This is a genomic window from Streptomyces sp. NPDC001480, assembly GCF_042894725.1.
GTDB lineage: Bacteria > Actinomycetota > Actinomycetes > Streptomycetales > Streptomycetaceae > Streptomyces.
The window spans coordinates 474,949-496,178 of the sequence record NZ_JBIAVX010000001.1 but is presented as its reverse complement, the minus strand read 5'-3'; the positions used below and the strand labels follow the sequence as shown (position 1 = coordinate 496,178).

Here is a 21,230-nt window from a genome sequence, read left to right as displayed (position 1 = left end):
CCTCCACCCGTCGTCGACGCGAGGCAAGCCATTGACTTCCGACCCGCTCGCTCCTCTGGATCTGGCGTTCTGGAACATCGAGTCCGGCCGGCACCCGATGCACCTGGGCGCGCTCGGCGTCTTCTCCGCGCACTCGCCCACCGCCGGCGCGCACGCGGCCGACCTGCTCGCCGCCCGTGCCGCCGCCGTGCCCGGCCTCAGAATGCGCATCCGCGACGTGTGGCAGCCGCTCGACCTGCGCCGGCCGGGCCGGCTCGGCTCCTTCGGCGGCGCGGCCCGTGAGCCGGACCCGGACTTCGACCCGCTCAACCACGTGCGGCTGCATGCCCCGACGGGTGACTTCCACGCCGTGGCCGGCCGGCTCATGGAGCGCCCCCTGGAGCGCTGCCGGGCGCCCTGGGAGGCGCACGTCATGCCGGGCGAGGACGGGGTGTCCTTCGCCGTCCTGTTCAAGTTCCACCACGCGCTGGCCGACGGCCTCAGGGCGCTGACGCTGGCCGCCGCCGTGCTCGACCCGATGGACATGCCGGAGCGCCGCCCACGCCCCGTCGAGCCGCCGCGCGGGCTGCTGGCCGAGTTGCGCGGGCTTCCCGGCCGGCTGCCGGGCCTGCTGCGCGGCACGCTGTCCGACGTGGGCCGGGCCCTGGACATCGGCGCCTCCGTCGCCCTGTCCACCCTGGGCGTGGCCTCCTCCGCGGCGCTGGCCTCCGGCTCCAGCGGCACCCGGTGCACCGCCGGGGTCGACCTGGACATCGACGACGTGCACCGGGTGCGCAAGGCCGTCGGCGGCACCGTCAACGACGTCCTCATCGCGGTCGTCGCGGGTGCGCTGCGCCGCTGGCTGGACGAGCGCGGCGACGGCAGCGAGGGCGTGGCGCCGCGCGCCCTGATCCCGGTCTCCCGGCGCCGCCCGCGCACCGCGCACCCACAGGGCAACCGGCTCTCCGGGTACCTGATACGGCTCCCGGTCGGCGACCCCGACCCGCTCGCCCGCCTCGCCCGGGTGCGTACGGCGATGGACCGCAACAAGGACGCCGGCCCCAACCGGGGCGCGGGCGCCGTCGCGCTGCTCGCCGACCACGTGCCCGCGCTGGGCCACCGGCTCGGCGGACCGCTGGTCGGTCAGGCCGCCCGGCTGTGGTTCGACATCCTGGTCACCAGCGTGCCGCTGCCGGGCCTCGGCCTCCGGCTCGGCGGACACCCCCTGACCGCGGTCTACCCCTTCGCCCCCCTCGCCCCCGGCCAGTCCCTCGCCGTCGCCATCTCCACCTACCGCGGCCACGTCCACTACGGCCTCGTCGCCGACGCCGAGGCGGTACCGGACCTGGACCGGCTGGCCCGAGCGGTGACGGCCGAGCTGGAGATGCTGCTCGCGGTTTGCGTCCCCTGACCGGGCGGGGCCCGGCCGCTGCCGTGCGCGTCGCGCATGCCCGAGGCCGGTATCGGCCGACGGGGCCGGGCACGGCCCGCACGGGTTCGTCGCTGACACCGAGGCAGCGCCGAAGCCGGGCCGGCTGGCCCGGGCGATGACGGACGAGGCGGAGGCGCTGTCCTGGCGAGGGGGCGTTCGGCGGCGGGGGCGGCCGCTGCTGTGGGCGTCGCCACTCGTTGCCGATGCCGAAGCGGTACGGGGCTTGGACCGGTCGCCCGGGCAGGTGAGGTGCGCGTACCAGCACGCCCAAGGCCGGCTCCGGACGGTGGGTTCGCGCGCGGTTCCAGGTGCGGTGCCATGGGCTCTCCCGGGCCCGGGCCCGGGGCAGGCCGGGCGGGCCTCGGCAGGCCGACCCGGTGGTGACGGATCCGTTCCCCCGGGCCGAGCCGGGCGTGTCCGGTCGGGGCGTCGCCGGTGGTGAGGCCGTGGTGGGCCTCGGGGCCGGGCAGGTCCCGCCGACCCGGGCGGCGTGGGGGTGATGGTCCGAAGCCGTGGGGCCCGAGCGGAACGGTTTGGCGGTGGGGGCCCGCGCTGCCGTAAAATCCCCCGTTCGAAAGCGGGCGCGAGTCGGAGCGCTGCGCAAGTGATCAGGGAAGCGGCAGCGCGATGACGGTGACACAGGACGGCCCGATGGCCGAGGACGAGGCGGTCTACGGCCCCGGCATCGACCCCGAGCGCCTGGCCGTCTGCCTCAGTGTGCTCGATGAGCTCGACAAGCTGGACGTCGACCACCCCGACGCCATCGCGGTGCGCCGGGCCACGGCCGGCATCTACCGCACGGTCAAGCAGCGCCGCCGCCAGGAGCGCCGGGCCGCCAAGACCGCCCACGACAAGGCGGTCACCGAGGCCACCGCGACCGGTTCCGCCCAGCGCATCGACGACGAGACGGAGGGGATCCTGCCGTCCTCGGTCACCGAGGAGGGCAGGATCGCGGGCATACTCCAGCGCCCGCGCTCCTGCTACACCTGCAAGAGCAGGTACGTCGAGGTCGACTACTTCTACCACCAGCTCTGTCCGGACTGCGCCCGGACGAACCGGGTCAAGCGTGACGTCCGGGCCGACCTCACCGGCAAGCGCGCGCTGCTCACCGGCGGCCGCGCCAAGATCGGCATGTACATCGCGCTGCGGCTGCTGCGCGACGGCGCCCACACCACGATCACGACCCGCTTCCCCAAGGACGCCATCCGCCGCTTCAAGGCCATGGACGACTCGGCGGACTGGATGCACCGGCTGGAGGTCGTCGGCATCGACCTGCGCGACCCGGCGCAGGCCGTGGCCCTCGCCGAGCAGGTCGCCGGGGCGGGCCCGCTCGACATCCTGATCAACAACGCGACGCAGACCGTGCGCCGCCTGCCCTCCGCGTACGCGGCCCTGGTCGAGGGCGAGAGCGCCCCGCTGCCCGCAGGGGAGCTCCCCGCCCACCACATCATCGGCGCCTTCGGCTCCGGCGCCGTCGACGGCATCGCCGCACTGCCCCTCGGCACCAGCGGCCTGGACGCACAGAAGGTCGCCGACCTCGCGCTCGTCGCGGGCAACGCCAGCGTCGCCCGGCACCTCGACGGCACCGCCATCGACGCGGGCGGCCTCGTCCCCGACGTCGTCGAGACCAACACCTGGGTGCAGACCATCGACCAGATCTCGCCGGTCGAGCTGCTGGAGACCCAGCTGTGCAACTACACCTCGCCGTTCATCCTGATCAGCGCCCTGCGCCCGGCGATGGCGGACGCCGCGAAGAAGGCCGCCAGCGGCCGTGCGTACGTCGTCAACGTCTCGGCGATGGAAGGCGTCTTCGGCCGCGGCTACAAGGGTGCCGGGCACCCGAACACCAACGCCGCCAAGGCGGCCATGAACATGGTCACGCGGACCAGCGCCCAGGAGATGTTCCAGTCCGACGGCATCCTCATGACCTCCGTCGACACCGGCTGGATCACCGACGAACGTCCGCACTACGACAAGCTGCGCCTGGCCGAGGCCGGCTTCCACGCCCCCCTCGACCTCGTCGACGGCGCCGCCCGCGTCTACGACCCGATCGTGCGCGGCGAGGCGGGCGAGGACCTGTACGGCGTCTTCCTGAAGGACTACGCGCCGGGCAAGTGGTGAGTAAGGCGACCGAGCAGGTCCAACGGGCTTAAACCGTTGGCCTGTTCGGGCAGCGGCGCCCTACCGTGGGGGACCAAGCGCCGAAGTGCCCGGTGCGCAGGTGACGCGTTCTTCGTGGTTCGACTCCACACAGGTCCACCACCCCGGGCCTGTGGCCCCTCGGGGGGCAAACCGCGTCACCGACCCGAACTCGGGCACCCGGCGCCCCCCGCTGCCCGCCGTGTCCTCGGCGGTCAGTCGACCGCCCCCAGGCGGGAGTTGCGCGCCGCCACCAGCTCGAGCACCGTGCGCCAGTCCTCCAGGACCCCGGCGTCGAAAGCGACGGCCGCGCCCTCCTCGGCGGCGTGACGCAGGCGCAGCAGATCGTCGTCGCCGCCGGGACCGTCGTCGCCGGGCTGCCCGCGTACGAGCCGGCAGACCCGCTCCCCGAGCAGGGGGCGCACCGCGCGGGCCGCGGCGTGCGCCTGCCCCGCCCGGTCGCCGGGCACGAGCAGCCGTCCGATGCCCGAGACCAGCCCGGCCACCTGGAGTTCCTTGTCGGCGGGCCGGGCGCGGCGCAGCAGCGCGGCGGTGCGCAGCCCGGGGTCGTACCGGCAGGCGTACAGCAGATCCATCAGCTCCTCGACGCTGCGCAGCTCCATGCGTCAGTCCTCCCGCGAGACAGCCGTTGCCACCCGCCAGCAGATCATGGCCTGCTTTCGACTCGGCCAACGGCACCTGAACTGCGCGGCGTGTGCCCCGTTCAGCCCCCCGCCTGATGGCCATGAGCGCCTCGCCGACCTTCTCGGCGTCGAGCAGCCGCGAAACAATAATCGAAGTTAGGTTCGATTATGTAGGCCGATCTGCTGACCCTCAAAAGGTGCGTCATGCGGCAAATGGGCGCATAGTCGGCCGATGGGCGACCGGATGACGCACGAAAGTTACCCCTTGTTTGCATTCCCTATCGAGCGGACCCCCGCTCATTTGGTTAATCTGGAGCGGACGGACAAGCAGCACGGGGTCCCACCCACACCCATGGTCCGTACGAGTTACCGGCGCCACCGCGTCCGAACTGGCCTTCTATCCAGACCCAAGCGGGCGTCAGGCGGCGGATCACAGACTGTCCGGTACGCCCCGAGGGTGACCCGACACATAAGGAGTGCGCGGTGACACCGGAGAAGACGAATCGCGATCAGCGCCCCAAGGAACGCACGGAGCGAGCGGGCCGCGGGCCCACGGAGCTCGGCAGCCTCGACGTGTGGGCCAGGTCCGCCCCGATCCGCCTCGCAGGCTACGAGGACGACCTCGCCGAACCGCACATCCTGCCGAGCGTGGACTGACCCCGCGCGGGGCCGTACCCCTCGCGATCGCCGAAGGCATGGGCCTGCGGGACCGGCGCCGTGCTGATCAGGGAAGCCGTGGCCGACGACTGGCGACGCATCTGGCCCATCTGGCACCGGATCGTCGCCGCGGCCGAGACGTACGCATGGGACCCGGACACCTCGCAGGAGGCTGCCCGCGCCCTGTGGATGGGCCCGGCCAAACGCGTCTACGTGGCCGAGGACCCCGGCGGAGCCGTGGTCGGCTCCGCCTATCTCACCCCCAACTACGGCGGTCCCGCCGCCGCGGTCGCGGGCGCCGGCTTCATGGTCGACCCCGACCAGGGCGGCCGTGGCATCGGCCGCGCCCTCGCCGAACACGTCCTCGCCGCCGCCCGGGCCGCCGGATACCGGGCGATGGTCTTCAACGCCGTCGTGGAGACCAATCCCGCCGTCAAGCTGTGGACGTCCCTCGGCTTCCGGATCATCGGCACGGTCCCGGAGGCGTTCGAGCACCCCCGGCACGGCCGGGTCGGCCTGCACATCATGTACAAGTCGCTGCACTGAGCGGCGTGTCAGCCGACCGGTGCCGTCCGCTGCCACGGGCGCAGGCCCTCCAACTGCTCCGCGACCTCCAGCAGCAGCCCCTCGGACCCCGGACGGGCGGCCAGTTGCACGGCGCAGGGCGCGCCGGAGGGCAGCGTGCCGAAGGGAACGGACATCGCAGGCCAGCCGGTCAGGTTCCAGGGCGGGGTCAGCGGCGAGTAGTTCGTGTTGGCCAGCACATTGCGCAGCCAGCCCCGCTCGTGCCAGGGCCCGGCCTCGGGCGAGCGCCGGGCGAGGGCCGGGGTGAGCAGCACGTCGTGCTCGGCGAAGAACGGCTCCAGGCGGCGGCGCAGCCGCTCCCGCTGCTCCCCGGTGCGGACCGTGCCGACGAAACGCCCCCCCACCGCCGCGTGCACCCGGGTCCGCCGGGTCAGCCGTGCCGGGTCCAGGCCTTCGGCGTCCACCGCGGTGCCCGCCGTCCAGTGCGTCAGCGCGGTGACGCCCAGCGACGCCGGATACGGCGGCTCGGCGCGCCGCAGCCGGTGCCCCGCCCCGGCCAGCAGCCCCGCGGCCTCCCGGACCGCGGCCGTGTACGGCTTGCCGACGCTCACCCCGGGCATCGGGCTGCGCAGCGAGACGGCGATGCCGAGCGGGGCCGGGTCCGCCCGGGGGCCGAACCCGGCGTCCGCCAGGACCGACAGCACCAGCCGCAGGTCCTCGACCGTGGTCGCCAGCGGCCCGTTCTCGGACATGCCGAACCAGTCGCCGTGGCCGATGCCCGCCGGCACCACCCCGTGCCCGGGCTTCAGCGTGACCAGGCCGCAGTTGGCGGCCGGGATGCGCAGACTGCCCATACCGTCGTTGCCGAGGGCGACCGGCACCAGCCCCGCGGCCACCGCGGCGGCGCTGCCGCCGGAGGAACCGCCCGCGGTCCGCGAGAGGTCCCACGGATTGCGCGCGGTGCCGTGCACGCCCTCGGTGGTGCCGAAGACGCAGAGTTCCGGCACGTTCGTCAGCCCCACGACCACCGCGCCCGCCGCCCGGAGCCGGGCCACGGTGACATGGTCGTCGGCCGCGGGCTCCTCGGAGGTCGCGGCGGAGCCGTTGCGGGTCGCCTCGCCGCGAACGGCCAGGTTGTCCTTGACGGCCACGGGCACGCCGGCCAGCGGGAGCCCGGCCAGGTCGGTGCGGTCCGCCACCTCGTCCGCCTCGACGAGCGCCGCCTCGGCCCGTACCGTCCGGAACGCGCCGGTGCGGGCGCCGAGCCGCTCGATCCGGGCGAGGTGCTCCGCCACCACCTCGCGCGGCGTGGCCCGCTTGTCGCGTACGGCGGCGGCGATCTCGGCGGCGGTCCGGCCGACCCAGCTGGTCACGGGCGCTCCTGGAGGGGAGGGGGCATGGGCGTACCGGTCGGTAGGCCCGGTACGTAGGGAGAACTGTGCCCGTTCGCCCGCCCCGCGTCGAGAGGCCCCGACCGCCGCTCACCAGGTGGTGAGCAGCAGATGGTTGGCCAGCAGGGCGAGGACGGCCTGGGCGGCGAGCCAGACGCGGGGCCGGGTGAGGAACGCGCAGGCCGGCAGGAGCCACATCGCGAACGGCAGCCAGATGCGTTCCGTCTCCGCCTTGCTCATGCCGGACAGGTCGGCGACGAGGAGGGCCAGGAGGGCGGCGAGGACGAGCAGGGCCAGGCGTGCCTCGCCGGCGGCCACCGGGGGAGTGCCGGCCGGCGGCCGGTCGAGCGGGGCGCGGGGTTCACGGGCGAGCGTGCCGCCGGCCCGGAGCAGGCCGGCCGCCGTGGCGAGCCCGGTGATCACCACCGTGCAGGCCAGGTTCGCCCAGACCCAGTAGCCGTAGGGCCGGGTACCGCCCACTCCCTGGTAGTAGCGCGTGATCAGCAGGCGGTAGGCCTGCCACCAGTCGAACCCGGCGAGGATGAAGGCGAACGGCACCACGGCCGTCGCGGCGAGCAGCGCCCCGAGCAGCAGCGGACGCTCGCGGACGCGGTGCCGGCCGAGGAACAGCACCGCCGCCAGGAGCACCGCGAAGAGCGTGAGGCCGTAGGAGAGGTAGCAGGTGAGCCCGAACAGCAGACCGGAGCCGGCCGCCCACCACACCGACCGCCCGGTCACCGCGAGGGCGAGCAGCGCCACGGCCCAGGAGGCGACGGCCGCGAAACACGCGTCGGCCGAGACGCCCAGCCACACCGCGGCCGGCGCCAGCACCAGAAACGGCGCCGCCCGCCGCGCCGGACCGTCCCCGGCGAGGGCCCGTACCGCGATCAGAACCGCCACACAGGCCGTGGCGCCCACGGTGATGCACCACGCCGCCGCCCAGCCACCGCCGCGCAGCCCGATCCGGTCCAGGAGGACGAACATCAGCGTCGCCGCCGGAGGGTGCCCGGCGACGTGGGCGGGCCACGGGTCGGGCGTGCCCCAGACGATGTGGTGGGTGAAGTCCCTCAGGGCGGCCGGGATGTCGTCGAAGCGGCCGACGGCCCGGAGGTACTCGGTGCGGGTGGTGAGCCGGCCCGCGACGCCCCGCTGCCAGCCGTCGACCAGCGCGAGGGACCAGATCCAGGCCATGGCCGTCACCCAGGCCGCGGCGAGCAGCGCCCCGGGGCGCAGCCGTGCGGCGACCCCCGGCCCGCAGGCCACCACGGCGGCCGCCACCAGGACGGCGGCGGGGGTGCCCGGCCCGAGGTGCGGGTCCCAGTCGGCGTGCAGCGGCGGCCAGTGCACGAACAGCGTGTGGCGGCTGTCCTGGATGCGGCGGCCGACGAGGACGGCGGTCAGCACCAGCAGGACGGCGGCCACGACGGCGTACAGGTCGCGGCGGTCGGGCGAGTCACGACGGTCGCGCAAGCCATGGCGGTCGCGCGGGTCACGGCGGAGAGGGCGGGTCACACCGGCACGCTAGGCCGGACGACGGGCGCGGTCCCGCCGCGCGCGGCGGACGTCAGCGTTTCGTCATGGGTCGTGGGCCCGCCGCCGGGCCCGTACCGGCCTACGGTCGGAACATGAGCGATCCACGGCTCCCCACCTCTCCCGCTTTCTGGCGCAGCCCGCTGCGCGGCCCCTGGTTCACCTCGGTGCTCGGCCTCGTCCTCCTCGTCGGCGTGACCGTGCTGTTCGTGACGGGCCTGGTGTCGTACGCCGCCTACAACCCGGGCCTCTCGCCGGTCAACGACAAGACCCCGGACAAGGGGATCCTCGGCTTCTACCTGTTCGCCTGGCCGACGAACCCGTACTGGCTGTACCGGCTCACCCAGGGTGTCCACGTCACGCTGGGCATCACCCTGATCCCGGTGCTGCTGGCCAAGCTGTGGTCCGTCGTGCCGAGGCTCTTCGCCCTGCCGCCGGCCCGTTCCCTCGCCCACGCGCTGGAGCGGATCTCGCTGCTGCTGCTGGTCGGGGGCGGCCTGTTCGAGTTCACCACCGGCGTGCTCAACGTCCAGCTCGACTACGTCTTCCCCGGGTCCTTCTACCCGCTGCACTTCTACGGCGCCTGGGTCTTCTTCGCCGCGTTCGTCGCGCACGCCGCGCTGAAGCTGCCCCTGGCGGTGCGGAGCGTGCGCCGGATGCGGGAGGGGAGGGGAGGGGCCGGGAACCCCGTGGAGAGCGCGGAAACCGGGACCCTCGTCCCACCGCGGCCCGATCCGCCCACCGTGTCTCGGCGCGGCGCGCTGTGGCTGGTCGGCGGCGGTTCGCTGCTGCTGTTCCTGACCAGCGCCGGCCGCAGCTTCGACGGGCCGCTGCGCCGCACCGCCCTGCTCACCCCCCACGGCGGCGCCGAGCCCGGCGGCGGACCGAACGGCTTCCAGATCAACAAGACGGCCCGCTTCGCGGGCATCGACACGGCTCGGACGAGCGAGGAGGCGTGGCGGCTCGTCGTCACCGGCCGCACCGGCACCGTCCGGCTCAGCCGCGCCGACCTGCTGCGCATGCCGCAGCACAGCTCCGCGCTGCCGATCGCCTGCGTCGAGGGCTGGTCCACCGCCGACCAGTGGTGGCGGGGCGTGCGGCTGCGCGACCTGGCCGCCCTCGTCGGGTACGACGACCCGCCCGACGTCTTCGTAGAGTCCCTCCAGCGGCACGGCGGCTTCCGCCGGGCGGCCCTGCGCGCCAATCAGACCGCCGACCCGCGCTCCCTGCTCGCCCTGGCCGTCAACGGCGAGGACCTGAGCCCCGACCACGGCTACCCGGCCCGGGTCATCGTGCCCGCGGCGCCCGGTGTGCTCAACACCAAGTGGGTGGCCCGGATGACCTTCGGAGACCTGTGATGCGTGTGATCGGAGACCTGTGATGCGTGTGAAGCGCCGCTGGATCCCGCTCGGCAGCCCTCTGCAACTGCTGCTGCTCGCCTGCTCGTTCGCGCTCGCCGGATACGCGGGGCTGCGGCTCCTCGCGGGCGACTGGTTCAAGGTGGCGCTGTGGTTCGTGGGGGCGGCACTGCTGCACGACCTGGTGCTGCTGCCGCTGTACGCGGCGGCCGACCGCGCCCTCGTCCGCTCGCTGGGCGCGGCCGGGCGGCGCGGCCGGGTGCTGTACGTCCGGGTGCCCGCCGCGCTGTCCGGGCTGCTGCTCCTGGTGTGGTTCCCGCTGATCAGCGGCCAGGTCGACGCGCGCTACCGGTCGGCCGCGGGGCTCTCGGCGGACGGCTTCCTGTCCCGCTGGCTGCTGATCACCGCCGTGCTGTTCGGCGGCTCCGCGCTGCTGCTGGCACTGCGAGGGGTGCGGTCGCGGCGGTTGCGCAGGGCCACGAAGCTGCGGGAACCGGCCGTCCACTGATCCTCGGCACGCCAGCCCGCCCGGGCCGCGTGCCGGAGCAGGGCCGGTGTGCCCAGCCGCGCCCAGGGGAACGGGCGGGTGGCCGGCCCCGGCGCGACGCCCGCGTCCACGACCTGGACCCGGGCGCGTTCGTCTACGTCGACCGGAGCGGTCTCGGCGACCAGCAGCCCGCCCGGGGCGAGCACCCGGGCGAGCCGTTCCAGCAATGCCACCGGGTCACCGCCGATGCCGATGTTCCCGTCCAGCAGCAACGCGGTGCCCCAGCCGCCCTCGCCCGGCAGCGACTCGAAGACGGAGCGGCACAGCGCCGTCCCGCCCCGCCGGACCGTGCGGGCGACGGCCGTCTCGCTGACGTCGATACCGAGGACCCGCCGCCCCTGCGCCGCGAGCGCGGCCACCAGCCGGCCGGGGCCGCAGCCCACGTCGATGACGGCGCCCTCGCACCGCGCCAGCACGGCCAGATCCGTCTCGTCGGCCCGTGCGCACCAGCGCTCCACCTCCAGCGGCAGCAGCCACCCGTCGGCCCGCCGCAGGAACAACGGGCCGCGCCCGGCCCGCAGCGCGGCGGAGTAGGAGTCATCGGCGGACCAGGCGGACCGGGCGGGCGAGGACGCGCCGGGGCCGGGGACGGCCGCGCACGGGCCGTCGACCGGCCGGGCGGGCCCGGGTACACGTGCGCCGAGGGCCGTGGGCCGGGTTTCGGCAGGGCCGGGGACGTCCTGCGGCCAGGGGCGCGGGCCGGTCGTCCGCCCGCAGGGCGCGGCCGCGGCCGCGGCCGCGCCGTCGGCCGGCGGTGCGGGGGAGCGGAGGTCGCCGGGCGGGCGGAGCGGGGCCGTGGGGCCGGTGCCGGCCGCCTGGCCCGCCCGGCGGGGGCCCGGGTGGCCGAGGCCGTGGGCCGCGGTCATCGGTCCGCCACCGAGGTGAGGCGGGCGAGCCGGGCGGCGAAGCGGCCGTGCGGGGCGAGGGCGGCGACCGCGCGCGCGTCGGCGGCCGTGTCGACGTCCCGCAGCCGGGGCAGATCACGCACCCGCAGGCCCGCCGCCACCAGCCGGTCCCGCTGCACGGCACCCGTGACCGGCGTCGACATGGGCACGCCCCGCAGCAGACCGGGATCGGGTGACGCCAGACCGAGCGCCCAGAAGCCGCCGTCCTCGGCCGGGCCGAACCACGCGTCGCAGTCGTCGAAGCCGACGGTCAGCAGGCGGGGGGTCACCTGCGGGGTGTCCATGCCGATGAGCAGGGCGGGCCCGTCGCAGCCGGCGAACGCCGCGGCCAGCCGCTCGTCCAGCCCGCCCGGGCACTGCGGTACGACGTCGAAACCGGGCGGCAGCCACGGCCCCGGGCGTCCGTCGAGGACGAGGACCCGCCGGCCGGCGGGCGCCGCGGCCACGGCGTCAAGGGTGTCCGCGAGGGCCGCCTCGGCGAGCCCGGCCGCCTCCCGGGGCGTGAACGGCGGGGTCAGCCGGGTCTTGACCCGGCCCGGCCGGGGCTCCTTGGCGATGACGAGCAGAGTGATCACCGGGGGCCGCCTCCTCGGACTGGCGGCCGGGCGGGCGCCTCGGCGAGGACGCGGCTCATGTCCCGTACCGCCTGCCAGGTGCCGCGCCAGGTGCCGGTCACCTTGGACACGCCGGAGCGCGGCCGGTAGGGGACGTCGTGCTCGGTGATGCGCCAGTCGGCGTCGGCGGCGCGCACCACCATCTGGAGCGGGTAGCCGCTGCGCCTGTCGGTGAGGTCCAGGGCGAGCAGCGGTTCGCGGCGGGCGGCGCGCAGCGGCCCGAGGTCCTTCAGGCGCAGTCCGGTGCGGCGGCGCAGCATCCCGGTGAGCGCGAGGTTGCCGGCCCGGGCGTGCGCGGGCCAGGCACCCCGGCCCTGCGGGCGGCGCCGGCCCAGCACCAGATCGGCCCGGCCGGAGCGCACCTCCCGTACGAAGGGCACCAGCAGTGCCGGGTCCAGTGAGGCGTCGCAGTCGCAGAAGCACACGACATCGGCGTCGGCGGCGGTCAGCCCCGCGTGGCAGGCGGCGCCGAAGCCACGGCGCGGCTCGTGCACCACGGTCGCGCCGAGCGCGCGGGCGACATCCGCCGAGCCGTCGGTGGAGCCGTTGTCCACGACCAGCGCGCGCCAGCCGGGAGGGATGCGGGCCAGGACCCAGGGCAGCGCTTCGGCCTCGTCGAGACAGGGGAGCACCACGTCGACCCCTGTGGGTGTGGGAGTGGTCGTCACGGCTCTCACCCTACGAACGCAAAACAGGCATACCGGGCTTCGGCTTCTTACGAAACGCGGACGTCAAGGTCCCGGCCGCGTCCGGTGGCGGCGCGGGCGGGGACGGCGGTGCGAGGCTGTACGCATGCAGCAGCCGTACGAGTCCACGCGGCCGGGGACCCCCGCCGAGCCGCTGGTGCCCGCCTCTGCCCGGGTCCTGGTCGTCGACGACGACCCGACGGTCGCCGAGGTCGTCGCCGGCTACCTCGGCCGCGCCGGTTACACGGTGGACCGGGCCGACGACGGGCCGGCGGCGCTCGCCCGGGCCGCCGCGCACCGGCCCGACCTGGTCGTGCTGGACCTCATGCTGCCCGGCATGGACGGCCTGGAGGTGTGCCGCCGGCTGCGCGCCCACGGGCCGGTGCCGGTCATCATGCTCACCGCCCGCGGCGACGAGGACGACCGCATCCTCGGCCTGGAGGTGGGCGCCGACGACTACGTCACCAAGCCCTTCAGTCCCCGCGAACTCGTGCTGCGCGTGGAGTCGGTGCTGCGCCGCACCCGGCCAGCCGCCCAGGCGCGCACGCTGAGCTCGGCCGGCCTGACCCTCGACCAGGCCGCCCGCCGGGCCACCAAGAACGGCGCCGAACTCGCCCTCACCCTGCGCGAGTTCGACCTGCTCGCGTTCCTGCTGCGGCACCCGGGGCGGGCCTTCGCCCGGGAGGACCTCATGCGTGAGGTGTGGGGCTGGGACTTCGGCGACCTGTCGACGGTCACCGTCCACGTCCGCCGGCTGCGCGGCAAGGTCGAGGACGACCCGGCCCGGCCCCGCCTGATCCAGACCGTGTGGGGCGTCGGCTACCGCTTCGACCCCCAGGGCCGGGAGGCGGGCTGACCATGCACGACACCCTCCTCATCGCCCTGTACGCCTTCCTCGGCGCCGCCGCCACCGGGCTGGCCGGCGCGGTCGTGCTGCGGCTGATCCGGCGGCGGTCGCTCACGGCGTCGCTCGGCGTGGTGGCGGCGGTCGGCGTGTTCGCGATGCTCGCGGGCACCATGGCCGTGGCGCAGGCGATGTTCCTGTCCGCGCACGACCTGAGCGTCGTGACGACCGTCGTCGCGATGGCGGCCGTCGTGTCCCTGGCCATCGCCCTGCTGCTGGGCCGCTGGGTGGTCGCCCGCAGCCGCGAACTCGCTCTGGCCGCCCGCTCCTTCGGTGACCGCGGCGACTTCGCCGCGCCCGCCCAACCGGCCACCGCGGAACTGGACGCGCTCAGCCGGGAGCTGGCCGCCACCAGTGCCCGGCTCGCCGAGTCCCGGGAGCGGGAACGCGCCCTGGAGTCCTCCCGGCGCGAGCTCGTCGCCTGGATCTCGCACGATCTGCGCACCCCGCTCGCCGGGCTGCGGGCGATGTCGGAGGCGCTGGAGGACGGGGTGGCCGCCGACCCGGCCCGCTACCTCACACAGATCCGCGCCGAGGTGGAACGGCTCAACGAGATGGTGGGGGACCTCTTCGAGCTCTCCCGCATCCACGCCGGGGCGCTGGCGCTGAGCCCCAGCCGGATCTCCGTGTACGACCTCGTCGGCGACGCCCTGGCCGGCGCGGATCCGCTCGCGCGCGAGCACGGTGTACGTCTCGTCGGCGACCGGGTCGAGCCGGTGCCGGTCGAGGTGGACGGCAAGGAGATGAGCCGGGTCCTCGGCAACCTGCTGGTGAACGCGATCCGCCGGACCCCGGCCGACGGCACGGTCGCCGTCGCCGCCTCGCGCTCACCGGAGGGCGTGGTGCTCTCCGTCACCGACGGCTGCGGCGGCATTCCCGAGGAGGACCTCCCCCGCGTCTTCGACACCGGCTGGCGCGGCACCCACGCCCGCACGCCTCCCGCCGGGGCGGGCCTCGGCCTCGCCATCGTCCGCGGCATCGTCGAGGCCCACCAGGGCCGGGCCACCGTCCACAACATCCCCGGCGGCTGCCGCTTCGAGGTGACCCTCCCGACAGCCGGGACGTGAACGACACCGAACCCGAGGTTTCCTCGCCCCCGCCGCCCCTACCCATTCCCATCCCCAGGGGCTCCGCCCCTTCAACCCCCGCCGGGGGCTGCGCCCCCGAACGTCCACGGGGCTTATGCCCCGGGCCCCCACGGGGGCTGCGCCCCCGGGCCCCGCCGGGGGTTGCGCTCCCGAAACCCCCACGGGGGCTGCGCCCCCGATCCCCCGCCGGGGGCTGCGCCCCCGAACGCCCACGGGGCTATGCCCCGGGCCCCCACGGGGCTACGCGCCCCGCATCGCCGACGCGGGTTCCGTCCCTTCGGGTCCACGAGGCTGCGCCCTTGCCCCCACGGGGCTACGCCCCGAACCGCCGCCGTGGGTTCCACCCCCTTCGAGCCCGCGGGGCTGTGCCCCCGAACGCCCACAGGGCTGTGTCCCCGAGCCCCCACGGGGCTGCGCCCCCGAGCCCCCACGGGGCTGCGCCCCCGAGCCCCCACGGGGCTGCGCCCCCGAACCCCCCACGGGGCTGCGCCCCGCCCCCCACCATGCTGTGCCCCGAACCGCCGCCGCGAGCTGCGCCCCCTTCGAGCCCACGGGAGCTGCGCTCCCGAGCTCGCGCCGCGGGCTCCGCCCCGTCAGCCTCACGCGGGCTGCGTCCTCGAACCCCCGTAGGGGGCTCCGCTGGTCGCCGAGGCGTGGGCGGTGGCCGTCGCCGCCCGCGTGGCGGCGGTGTGCGGCTCGGTTGTGGCGTACCGGCTTCGTCAGGCTTCTCGGAGGCGGGCCCGGGCGAACTCGCGCATGCCCTCCTCGAAGCTCACCTCCGGCTTCCAGCCGAGTTCCGTGCGCAGGCGGGCGGAGTCCGCGGTGATGTGGCGGACGTCGCCCAGGCGGTACTCGCCGGTGACCACGGGCTCGGGGCCGCCGTGGGCCGCTGACAGGGCGTGGGCCATCTCGCCGACCGTGTGCGGCTCGCCGCTGCCGGTGTTGTACGCCGTGAGCGTGCCGCCGGGCGGGCTCGCCTCCAGCGCGGCCACGTTGGCGGCGGCCACGTCCCGTACGTGCACGAAGTCCCGCCGCTGGCGGCCGTCCTCGTAGACCCGCGGGGCCTCGCCGCGTGCCAGCGCCGAGCGGAAGAAGGAGGCGACGCCCGCGTACGGGGTGTCCCGGGGCATGCCCGGCCCGTACACGTTGTGGTAGCGCAGCGACACCGCCGAGCCGCCGGTGTCCCGCGCCCACGCGGCCGCCAGGTGCTCCTGGGTGAGTTTGGTCGTCGCGTACACGTTCCGGGGGTCGGCCGGGGCGTCCTCGCCGATCAGCCCGGGCGCGAGATCGGCGCCGCAGAGCGGGCAGGCCGGCTCGAAGCGGCCCGCGTCCAGGTCGGCGACGGCGCGCGGGCCCGGCCGCACCACCCCGTGCCGGGGGCACTCGTACCGGCCCTCCCCGTACACGACCATCGACCCCGCCAGGACGAGGCGCCGTACGCCCGCCTCCGCCATGGCGGTGAGCAGGACGGCCGTGCCGAGGCAGTTGTGGGAGACGTAATCCGCCGCGTCGGCGAACCCGGTGCCGAGGCCGACCATCGCCGCCTGGTGGCACACGGCGTCCACGCCGGACAGGGCACGGGCGACCGCCGCCGGATTGCGCACGTCGGCGCCCGGTGCCCGCCGCACGTCGAGCACGAGCGGCTCGTGCCCGCGCGCGGTGAGCGCGTCGACGATCTGGGACCCGATGAACCCGGCACCGCCGGTGACCAGTACACGCATGCGGCCAGGCTAGGTCCGCGAGGGCGGCCCGCCGCGAGAGCGGGCCGCCGTGTCACCACTCCGTAAGACCCGGCGGGCCGGCGCGCTCGTCAGCCCGTCAGACCGCCCCGGCGGGTGTCGACGCGCGCCCACTCGTCGTCCCACTGCCGCAGCCGCCGCCGTTCCAGGCCCGCCCGTGCCAGCTGGGCCGTGCCGAACACGGCGGCGACCGTGCCGGTGGCGACCAGGGTGCCCGTCCACGCCGCCCGGAACCCGGCCTCGCCGGGCGACAGGGGCTTCGCGGTGACCCGTTGCCGCTGGTCCGTCCACACCGTGATCGCGGCGCCCGACTCCGTGCCGGGACGTACCTTCGCCCGGTCGGTGTGCACCGCGCCGTCCGGCGTCGTCCAGCGGACGGTGACCCAGACCCGGCCGTCGTTGCCGGTCCGCCCCGAGGCGACGTCGGGCGCCCGCCCCACGAGGACCGCGTGGACGGGGTGGCGCTGCTCCCACTGCCGGTCGAGTCCGCGGGCCACGGCGTTCGCCGCCACCAGCCCGGCGAGCACACTGCCCACCAGGGCGGCCAGCCACGCCACCAGCACGATCCAGGCCTCGACGACATCGCTGCGGCGCCTCAGTGAGTTGCGGCGCCACCGCCACGCCCACGGGCTGCCGTTTCGGGTCCTGGCCATGGTCACACCCCCTCGCGCGCACCGACCATCCGGCCCCTCCATCCCAGTGTCCGCCCGCCCGCGGTCCCGGGCACCCCCGGAGCCCGCGCTGCCCCCGGCACTAGGCCCGCGCCGCCCCCGTGCTGTCCCTCCCGACCAGCCGCGGCACCGGCACCCGTACGGTCCGCGCCGGGCCCCCGTCCAGCAGTGCGGTCAGCTCGGCCGCCGCCGTGCGGCCGAACTCCACGCTGTCCCGGGACAGCGCGGACAGCCACGGCTTGACCATCCGGCACAGCGCCGAGTCCTCCCAGGAGACGACCGACACGTCCCCCGGCACCGAGTAGCCGAGTTCGGCGGCGGCGGCGACCCCGGCGACGGCCATCACGTCGTTGTCGTAGATCAGCGCGGTCGGGGCGGGGGAGCGGCCGAGGACCCGGCGGGTCACGGCGGCGCCCTGGGCGTCCGAGTAGTCGGTGGTCACGGACCGCACCTCGGTCAGCCCGCGCCGCTCGGCCTCCGCCCGCAGGGTGCGTACCCGGCGCTGGGTGTGCGCGAGGACGGGCAGGCCGGCGATGTGCACGATCCGGCGGTGGCCCAGGGCGGTCAGCTCGTCGACCACGGACGCCATCGCGCCCGCGTCGTCCGCCCAGACGGCGGACAGGCCCGGGTGCCGCTCGTCCGGCGCCCCGCCGATCACCACGGCGGGCAGGCCGAGTTCGTCGAGCAGGCCCGGGCGCGGATCGTCGGTGCGCGGGTCGACGACCAGCACCCCGTCCACCCGGTGCTCGGCCCACCAGCGCCGGTAGACCGCGCACTCCTCCTCGACGTCCTCGGCCACCTGGAAGAGCAGCCCGAGGTGCCGCTCGGCCAGCACCTCCTGGATGCCGGAGACCAGTTGCAGGAAGAAGGAGTCCACGCCCAGCGTGTGGGCGGGGCGGGCGAGGACGAAGCCGACCGTGGCCGCGCCCTCCCCGGACAGCGCGCGCGCCGCCGTACTGGGCCGCCAGCCCAGCTGCTCGGCGACCCGGCGTACCCGGTCGCGGGTCACCTCCGACACTCCGGGACGGCCGTTGAGCGCGAAGGAGACCGCGCTCTCGGAGACCCCGGCACGCCGCGCGATGTCCTTCATCGTCGGCCGGCGCGCGGGGGACCTTTTGTCCGGCATGTTCCTCCATCCTCTTCTCTTCGTTCTCTGCGTCACTGTAGCTAATGCGCTTGAGTGACTTCAGTGTCCGGTCGTTCTAAAGCGCATTAGTGGAAAGCGGTCGAATCTCGCCAACCTGCCTTCTGACGTGCACTAATGAAGGCCGGATTTCTTTAGTTCGGGTGAATGCATTGACTTTCCCCGAAGCCGCCGGGCAAGGTCCTTCGCGTCACCGCCACCGAGGCCGCAAGGGAGCCGTGTCACCGTGCCCACATCCCGCAGAACCCTCGCCGCCGCCGTCGTCGTCGCCCTCGTCCTGCCGCTGAGCGCCTGCGGCTCGGGGGCCGGCGGCGGCGGTTCGACCGACGCCTCCGGCAAGATCGAGGGCGACATCACCTTCCAGACCTGGAACCTGCGCGCCAACTTCAAGTCGTACTTCGAAGGCCTGATCGCCGGCTTCGAGAAGCAGCACCCCGGCACCCATGTGAAGTGGATCGACCAGCCCGCCGAGGGCTACGCCGACAAGATCAGCGCCGACGCGGCCGGCGGCACCCTGCCCGACGTCGTCAACGTCTCCCCGGACCTCGTCGCCCCGCTGGCCAAGGCCGGCCTGGCGCTCGACCTCGACAAGTCCGCCGCGAAGTACCGCAAGGAGTACCTGGCCGGAGCCTGGGCCGGCCACCGGATACCGGGCATGACCGGCACCTACGCCTTCCCCTGGTACCTCAACACCGGGCCGCTGTTCTACAACAAGTCCCTTTTCCGCAAGGCCGGCCTCGATCCCGACCAGCCCCCGAAGACGTACGACGACCTCTTCGCCGACGCCCTTCGGATGGCGAAGGAGAGCGACGGCAAGGTCGCCACCCTCGCGGGCGTCCCCACCGTCGAGGACTTCGGCCGCTACGGCGTCGAACTCATGAACAAGCAGGGCACCGGCTTCGCCTTCAACGACGCCAAGGGCGTGGAACTCCTCAGCAAGTACAAGGAGTTGTACGACGCCAAGGCCCTCGACCCGCAGGCCCTGACCGCCACCCCCGAGTCCTCGGGGAAGAAGTTCCTCACCCAGGCCGTCGCCATGAACCCGGGCAGCGCCCTCGACCTCGGCAACTTCAAGAAGCAGGCGCCCGGCCTGTACGAGAACATCGGCATCACCGACCAGATCACCAGCACCGGTCACGTCAACATGTACGTCATGGGCGTGATGGTCAACTCCAGGACCAAGCACACCCCGGCCGCCGTCGCCTTCGCGCACTACGTCACCGACGCCCGCAACCAGATGTCCTTCGCCAAGAAGGTCGCCATCTTCCCCAGCACCGCGGGCTCCCTCGACGACCCGTACTTCACCAAGGAGGACGGCAGCGACGAGACGCGGGTGCGGATCGCCGCCGCCAAGTCGCTGAAGAACGCCGTCAACTACACGCCCGTGCTGTTCAGCGAGCAGATGAAGACGGCACTGCGCAACGAGGTCGCCAAGGCGCTCCAGGGCAAGGAGAGCCCGAAAGCGGCCCTCGACAACGCTGTCAAGGCCTGCGACACGCTGCTCCAGCAGCAGGGATAGCGTGCGATGGCCACGTCCACCCTCTCCCGCGTTTCCCGGGTACGGCGTCAACTGCCGTCCAGTCCCTGGCTGTTCGCCGCGCCCGGGCTGCTGATCACCGGTGCGTTCGTCCTGTACCCGTTCCTCTCCACGCTCGCCAACGCCTTCACCGACCGCCGAACCCTCGTCCCGGGCCGCTTCGTCGGCCTCGCCAACTTCCGCGAGCTGCTCCACGACGACATGTTCTGGACCGGCCTGCGCAACAGCACCCTCTACGTCCTCGGAGTCGTCCCCGCGCTGGTTATCCTGCCCCTGCTGCTCGCCCTGCTGGTGCAGAAGAACATCCCCGGCATCACCTTCTTCCGGTCCGCCTTCTACACCCCGGTCGTCGCCTCGATCGTGGTGGTCGGGCTCATCTGGGTGTGGCTGCTCGACGAACGCGGCCTGATCAACTCGCTGCTGGCGACCGTCGGGGCCGGCCGGGTCGGCTTCCTGAGCGACCAGTGGCTGCTCCTGCTGAGCGCCATGGCCGTCACGGTGTGGAAGGGCCTCGGCTACTACATGATCATCTATCTGGCCGCGCTGGCCGATGTGCCGCGTGAGCTGCACGAGGCCGCCGCCGTGGACGGGGCGGGCGCGGTGCGCCGCTTCCTGACGGTCACCGTGCCCGCGGTCCGCTCCACGATGGTCCTGGTCGGGGCGCTGTCCTCGGTCGCCGCGTTCAAGGTGTTCTCCGAGGTGTACCTGATGGCGGGCCCGAACGGCGGCCCGGCGGGCGAGGACACCACGCTCGTCATGCTCGTCCAGCGCACCGGCACCGGCCTGACCGGCCGCGTGGGCTACGCCTCCGCCCTCTCGGTCGTCGTCTTCGCCGTCACCGTCGCCCTGATGCTGCTCGTGCTGCGGGCGGACCGGAGGGACGAGGCGTGAGCATCACCGACCAGCACGGCCGCCGCATACCGGTGTGGGAACTCGTCCTGCGCTACGCGCTGCTGCTCGCCGTACTCGCCCTGACCGTCGGCCCGTTCCTGTGGCAGCTGTCCACCTCGCTCAAGGGCCCGACGGAGGACGTCTTCAGTTCGCCGCCGAAATTCCTGCCCAGCCATCCCACCCTGCACAACTACGAGCGGGTCGCGGACACCATCCCGGTGTGGGACTACGCCCTCAACTCCCTCAAGGTCGCCACCGCGAGCGTCGTGACCAACTGCGCCGGCTCGGCCCTGGCGGGCTATGCCCTGGCCCGGCTGCGCTACCGGGGCCGCGGCGTCGCCACCCTCGTCTTCGTCCTGGCGATGCTGGTGCCCGTCGAGGGCATCATCATCGCCCAGTTCACCACGATGCGGGAGCTCGGCCTCAACAACACCCTCATCGGCGTCGTCCTGCCGGGCTGCGTCGGCGCCATGAACGTGCTGCTGATGCGCAACGCCTTCCGCAACCTGCCGTACGAGATCGAGGAGGCCGCCTACGTCGACGGCGCCAACGTCTGGCAGCGGTTCCTGCGGATCGCCCTGCCCTCGGTGAAGGGAACCCTCGCGGTCGTCGCGATCCTCGCCTTCATGGGCGCCTGGGACGACTTCCTGTGGCCGCTGATCGTGCTGAGCGACCCCGGAAAGTTCACGCTGACCATCGGCCTCAACTATCTGCACGGCACCTTCGCCAACGACGAACGCCTGGTCGCCGCGGGGACCGTGATCGCCGTGGCGCCGCTCATCGCCCTCTTCGCCTGCCTCCAGCGGTACTTCTTCCGCGGCGTCGGCGAGGGCGCCGTCAAGGGCTGAA

At 74.3% G+C, this 21,230-nt stretch carries 19 protein-coding genes; 10 read left to right on the top strand and 9 right to left on the bottom strand.

The window, feature by feature from the left end; translation table 11 throughout:
• Positions 1–31: 31 nt before the first annotated feature.
• Both ACFY01_RS02335 and ACFY01_RS02330 read left to right on the top strand, forming a co-directional pair.
• Positions 32–1,390 (top strand): wax ester/triacylglycerol synthase family O-acyltransferase, encoded by a 1,359-nt coding sequence (locus tag ACFY01_RS02335; RefSeq protein WP_390733734.1) that lies wholly within the window; start codon positions 32–34, stop codon positions 1,388–1,390.
• A 648-nt stretch (positions 1,391–2,038) separates the two neighbouring features.
• Positions 2,039–3,532 carry an SDR family NAD(P)-dependent oxidoreductase gene (locus ACFY01_RS02330; protein WP_390733733.1) on the top strand — a complete coding sequence of 498 codons (1,494 nt, stop codon included), beginning with the start codon at positions 2,039–2,041 and terminating at the stop codon, positions 3,530–3,532.
• A 233-nt stretch (positions 3,533–3,765) separates the two neighbouring features.
• On the opposite strand, the gene ACFY01_RS02325 is transcribed toward ACFY01_RS02330, so the two are convergent.
• Entirely contained in the window at positions 3,766–4,173 is a 408-nt protein-coding gene (locus tag ACFY01_RS02325; RefSeq protein WP_390733732.1) for a hypothetical protein, read from the bottom strand.
• Between the two features lie 504 nt (positions 4,174–4,677).
• Between ACFY01_RS02325 and ACFY01_RS02320 the strand changes: the two genes are divergently transcribed.
• Positions 4,678–4,851 (top strand): hypothetical protein, encoded by a 174-nt coding sequence (locus ACFY01_RS02320; RefSeq protein WP_361452329.1) that lies wholly within the window; start codon positions 4,678–4,680, stop codon positions 4,849–4,851.
• A 60-nt stretch (positions 4,852–4,911) separates the two neighbouring features.
• Positions 4,912–5,397, top strand: a complete 486-nt coding sequence (locus ACFY01_RS02315; RefSeq protein WP_390733731.1) for a GNAT family N-acetyltransferase — start codon at positions 4,912–4,914, stop codon at positions 5,395–5,397.
• Positions 5,398–5,405: 8 nt separating this feature from the next.
• Here ACFY01_RS02315 and ACFY01_RS02310 read toward each other — a convergent pair whose 3' ends face one another.
• A complete protein-coding gene (locus ACFY01_RS02310) occupies positions 5,406–6,749 on the bottom strand; it encodes an amidase (RefSeq protein WP_390733730.1) in 1,344 nt (447 codons plus the stop codon).
• 108 nt (positions 6,750–6,857) lie between these two features.
• Positions 6,858–8,237, bottom strand: a complete 1,380-nt coding sequence (locus tag ACFY01_RS02305) for a hypothetical protein (protein WP_390734025.1) — start codon at positions 8,235–8,237, stop codon at positions 6,858–6,860.
• 155 nt (positions 8,238–8,392) lie between these two features.
• Here ACFY01_RS02305 and ACFY01_RS02300 point away from each other — a divergent pair, with 155 nt between their 5' ends.
• Entirely contained in the window at positions 8,393–9,655 is a 1,263-nt protein-coding gene (locus tag ACFY01_RS02300; protein ID WP_390733729.1) for a molybdopterin-dependent oxidoreductase, read from the top strand.
• Positions 9,656–10,000: 345 nt separating this feature from the next.
• On the opposite strand, the gene ACFY01_RS02295 is transcribed toward ACFY01_RS02300, so the two are convergent.
• Genes ACFY01_RS02295 through ACFY01_RS02285 form a run of 3 tightly spaced genes read right to left on the bottom strand, consistent with a single transcriptional unit; the run spans position 10,001 to position 12,398 of the window.
• On the bottom strand, positions 10,001–11,068 hold the full coding sequence (locus tag ACFY01_RS02295; RefSeq protein WP_390733728.1) for a class I SAM-dependent methyltransferase: 1,068 nt from the start codon (positions 11,066–11,068) through the stop codon (positions 10,001–10,003).
• Positions 11,065–11,682 carry a DUF2064 domain-containing protein gene (locus ACFY01_RS02290; protein WP_390733727.1) on the bottom strand — a complete coding sequence of 206 codons (618 nt, stop codon included), beginning with the start codon at positions 11,680–11,682 and terminating at the stop codon, positions 11,065–11,067. Before ACFY01_RS02290 ends, ACFY01_RS02295 begins: the two co-directional genes overlap by 4 nt.
• Positions 11,679–12,398, bottom strand: coding sequence for a glycosyltransferase family 2 protein (locus ACFY01_RS02285; protein WP_390733726.1), 720 nt, complete (start codon positions 12,396–12,398; stop codon positions 11,679–11,681). The genes ACFY01_RS02290 and ACFY01_RS02285 overlap by 4 nt, the downstream gene beginning before the upstream one ends.
• A 115-nt stretch (positions 12,399–12,513) precedes the next feature.
• Between ACFY01_RS02285 and ACFY01_RS02280 the strand changes: the two genes are divergently transcribed.
• Positions 12,514–13,263, top strand: a complete 750-nt coding sequence (locus ACFY01_RS02280; protein WP_390733725.1) for a response regulator transcription factor — start codon at positions 12,514–12,516, stop codon at positions 13,261–13,263.
• Positions 13,264–13,265: 2 nt separating this feature from the next.
• Positions 13,266–14,378 carry a sensor histidine kinase gene (locus ACFY01_RS02275; protein ID WP_390733724.1) on the top strand — a complete coding sequence of 371 codons (1,113 nt, stop codon included), beginning with the start codon at positions 13,266–13,268 and terminating at the stop codon, positions 14,376–14,378.
• A 740-nt stretch (positions 14,379–15,118) separates the two neighbouring features.
• On the opposite strand, the gene ACFY01_RS02270 is transcribed toward ACFY01_RS02275, so the two are convergent.
• From ACFY01_RS02270 to ACFY01_RS02260, 3 genes are all read right to left on the bottom strand, one after another.
• Positions 15,119–16,120 carry an NAD-dependent epimerase/dehydratase family protein gene (locus tag ACFY01_RS02270; RefSeq protein WP_390733723.1) on the bottom strand — a complete coding sequence of 334 codons (1,002 nt, stop codon included), beginning with the start codon at positions 16,118–16,120 and terminating at the stop codon, positions 15,119–15,121.
• Between the two features lie 89 nt (positions 16,121–16,209).
• Positions 16,210–16,791 (bottom strand): hypothetical protein, encoded by a 582-nt coding sequence (locus ACFY01_RS02265; RefSeq protein ID WP_390733722.1) that lies wholly within the window; start codon positions 16,789–16,791, stop codon positions 16,210–16,212.
• A 100-nt stretch (positions 16,792–16,891) separates the two neighbouring features.
• Complete coding sequence (locus ACFY01_RS02260) at positions 16,892–17,935, bottom strand: LacI family DNA-binding transcriptional regulator (protein ID WP_390733721.1); 1,044 nt, start codon at positions 17,933–17,935, stop codon at positions 16,892–16,894.
• 244 nt (positions 17,936–18,179) lie between these two features.
• On the opposite strand from ACFY01_RS02260, the gene ACFY01_RS02255 reads away from it, so the two are divergent.
• From ACFY01_RS02255 to ACFY01_RS02245, 3 genes are read left to right on the top strand one after another with little or no spacing between them, the layout of a single operon-like run.
• Positions 18,180–19,472 carry an ABC transporter substrate-binding protein gene (locus tag ACFY01_RS02255; RefSeq protein WP_390733720.1) on the top strand — a complete coding sequence of 431 codons (1,293 nt, stop codon included), beginning with the start codon at positions 18,180–18,182 and terminating at the stop codon, positions 19,470–19,472.
• A 6-nt stretch (positions 19,473–19,478) separates the two neighbouring features.
• Positions 19,479–20,381, top strand: coding sequence for a carbohydrate ABC transporter permease (locus ACFY01_RS02250; protein ID WP_390733719.1), 903 nt, complete (start codon positions 19,479–19,481; stop codon positions 20,379–20,381).
• On the top strand, positions 20,378–21,229 hold the full coding sequence (locus tag ACFY01_RS02245; protein ID WP_390733718.1) for a carbohydrate ABC transporter permease: 852 nt from the start codon (positions 20,378–20,380) through the stop codon (positions 21,227–21,229). The genes ACFY01_RS02250 and ACFY01_RS02245 overlap by 4 nt, the downstream gene beginning before the upstream one ends.
• The last annotated feature ends 1 nt before the right edge of the window (position 21,230 follow it).

What these genes read in the sequence shown, in the direction of transcription:
- ACFY01_RS02250 (WP_390733719.1), top strand. Translation starts at nt 19,479, where the DNA reads ATGGCCACGTCCACCCTCTCCCGCGTTTCCCGGGTACGGCGTCAACTG.
- ACFY01_RS02330 (WP_390733733.1), top strand. Translation starts at nt 2,039, where the DNA reads ATGACGGTGACACAGGACGGCCCGATGGCCGAGGACGAGGCGGTCTAC.
- ACFY01_RS02260 (WP_390733721.1), bottom strand. Translation starts at nt 17,935, where the DNA reads ATGCCGGACAAAAGGTCCCCCGCGCGCCGGCCGACGATGAAGGACATC.
- ACFY01_RS02280 (WP_390733725.1), top strand. Translation starts at nt 12,514, where the DNA reads ATGCAGCAGCCGTACGAGTCCACGCGGCCGGGGACCCCCGCCGAGCCG.
- ACFY01_RS02270 (WP_390733723.1), bottom strand. Translation starts at nt 16,120, where the DNA reads ATGCGTGTACTGGTCACCGGCGGTGCCGGGTTCATCGGGTCCCAGATC.
- ACFY01_RS02300 (WP_390733729.1), top strand. Translation starts at nt 8,393, where the DNA reads ATGAGCGATCCACGGCTCCCCACCTCTCCCGCTTTCTGGCGCAGCCCG.
- ACFY01_RS02265 (WP_390733722.1), bottom strand. Translation starts at nt 16,791, where the DNA reads ATGGCCAGGACCCGAAACGGCAGCCCGTGGGCGTGGCGGTGGCGCCGC.
- ACFY01_RS02275 (WP_390733724.1), top strand. Translation starts at nt 13,266, where the DNA reads ATGCACGACACCCTCCTCATCGCCCTGTACGCCTTCCTCGGCGCCGCC.
- ACFY01_RS02295 (WP_390733728.1), bottom strand. Translation starts at nt 11,068, where the DNA reads ATGACCGCGGCCCACGGCCTCGGCCACCCGGGCCCCCGCCGGGCGGGC.
- ACFY01_RS02325 (WP_390733732.1), bottom strand. Translation starts at nt 4,173, where the DNA reads ATGGAGCTGCGCAGCGTCGAGGAGCTGATGGATCTGCTGTACGCCTGC.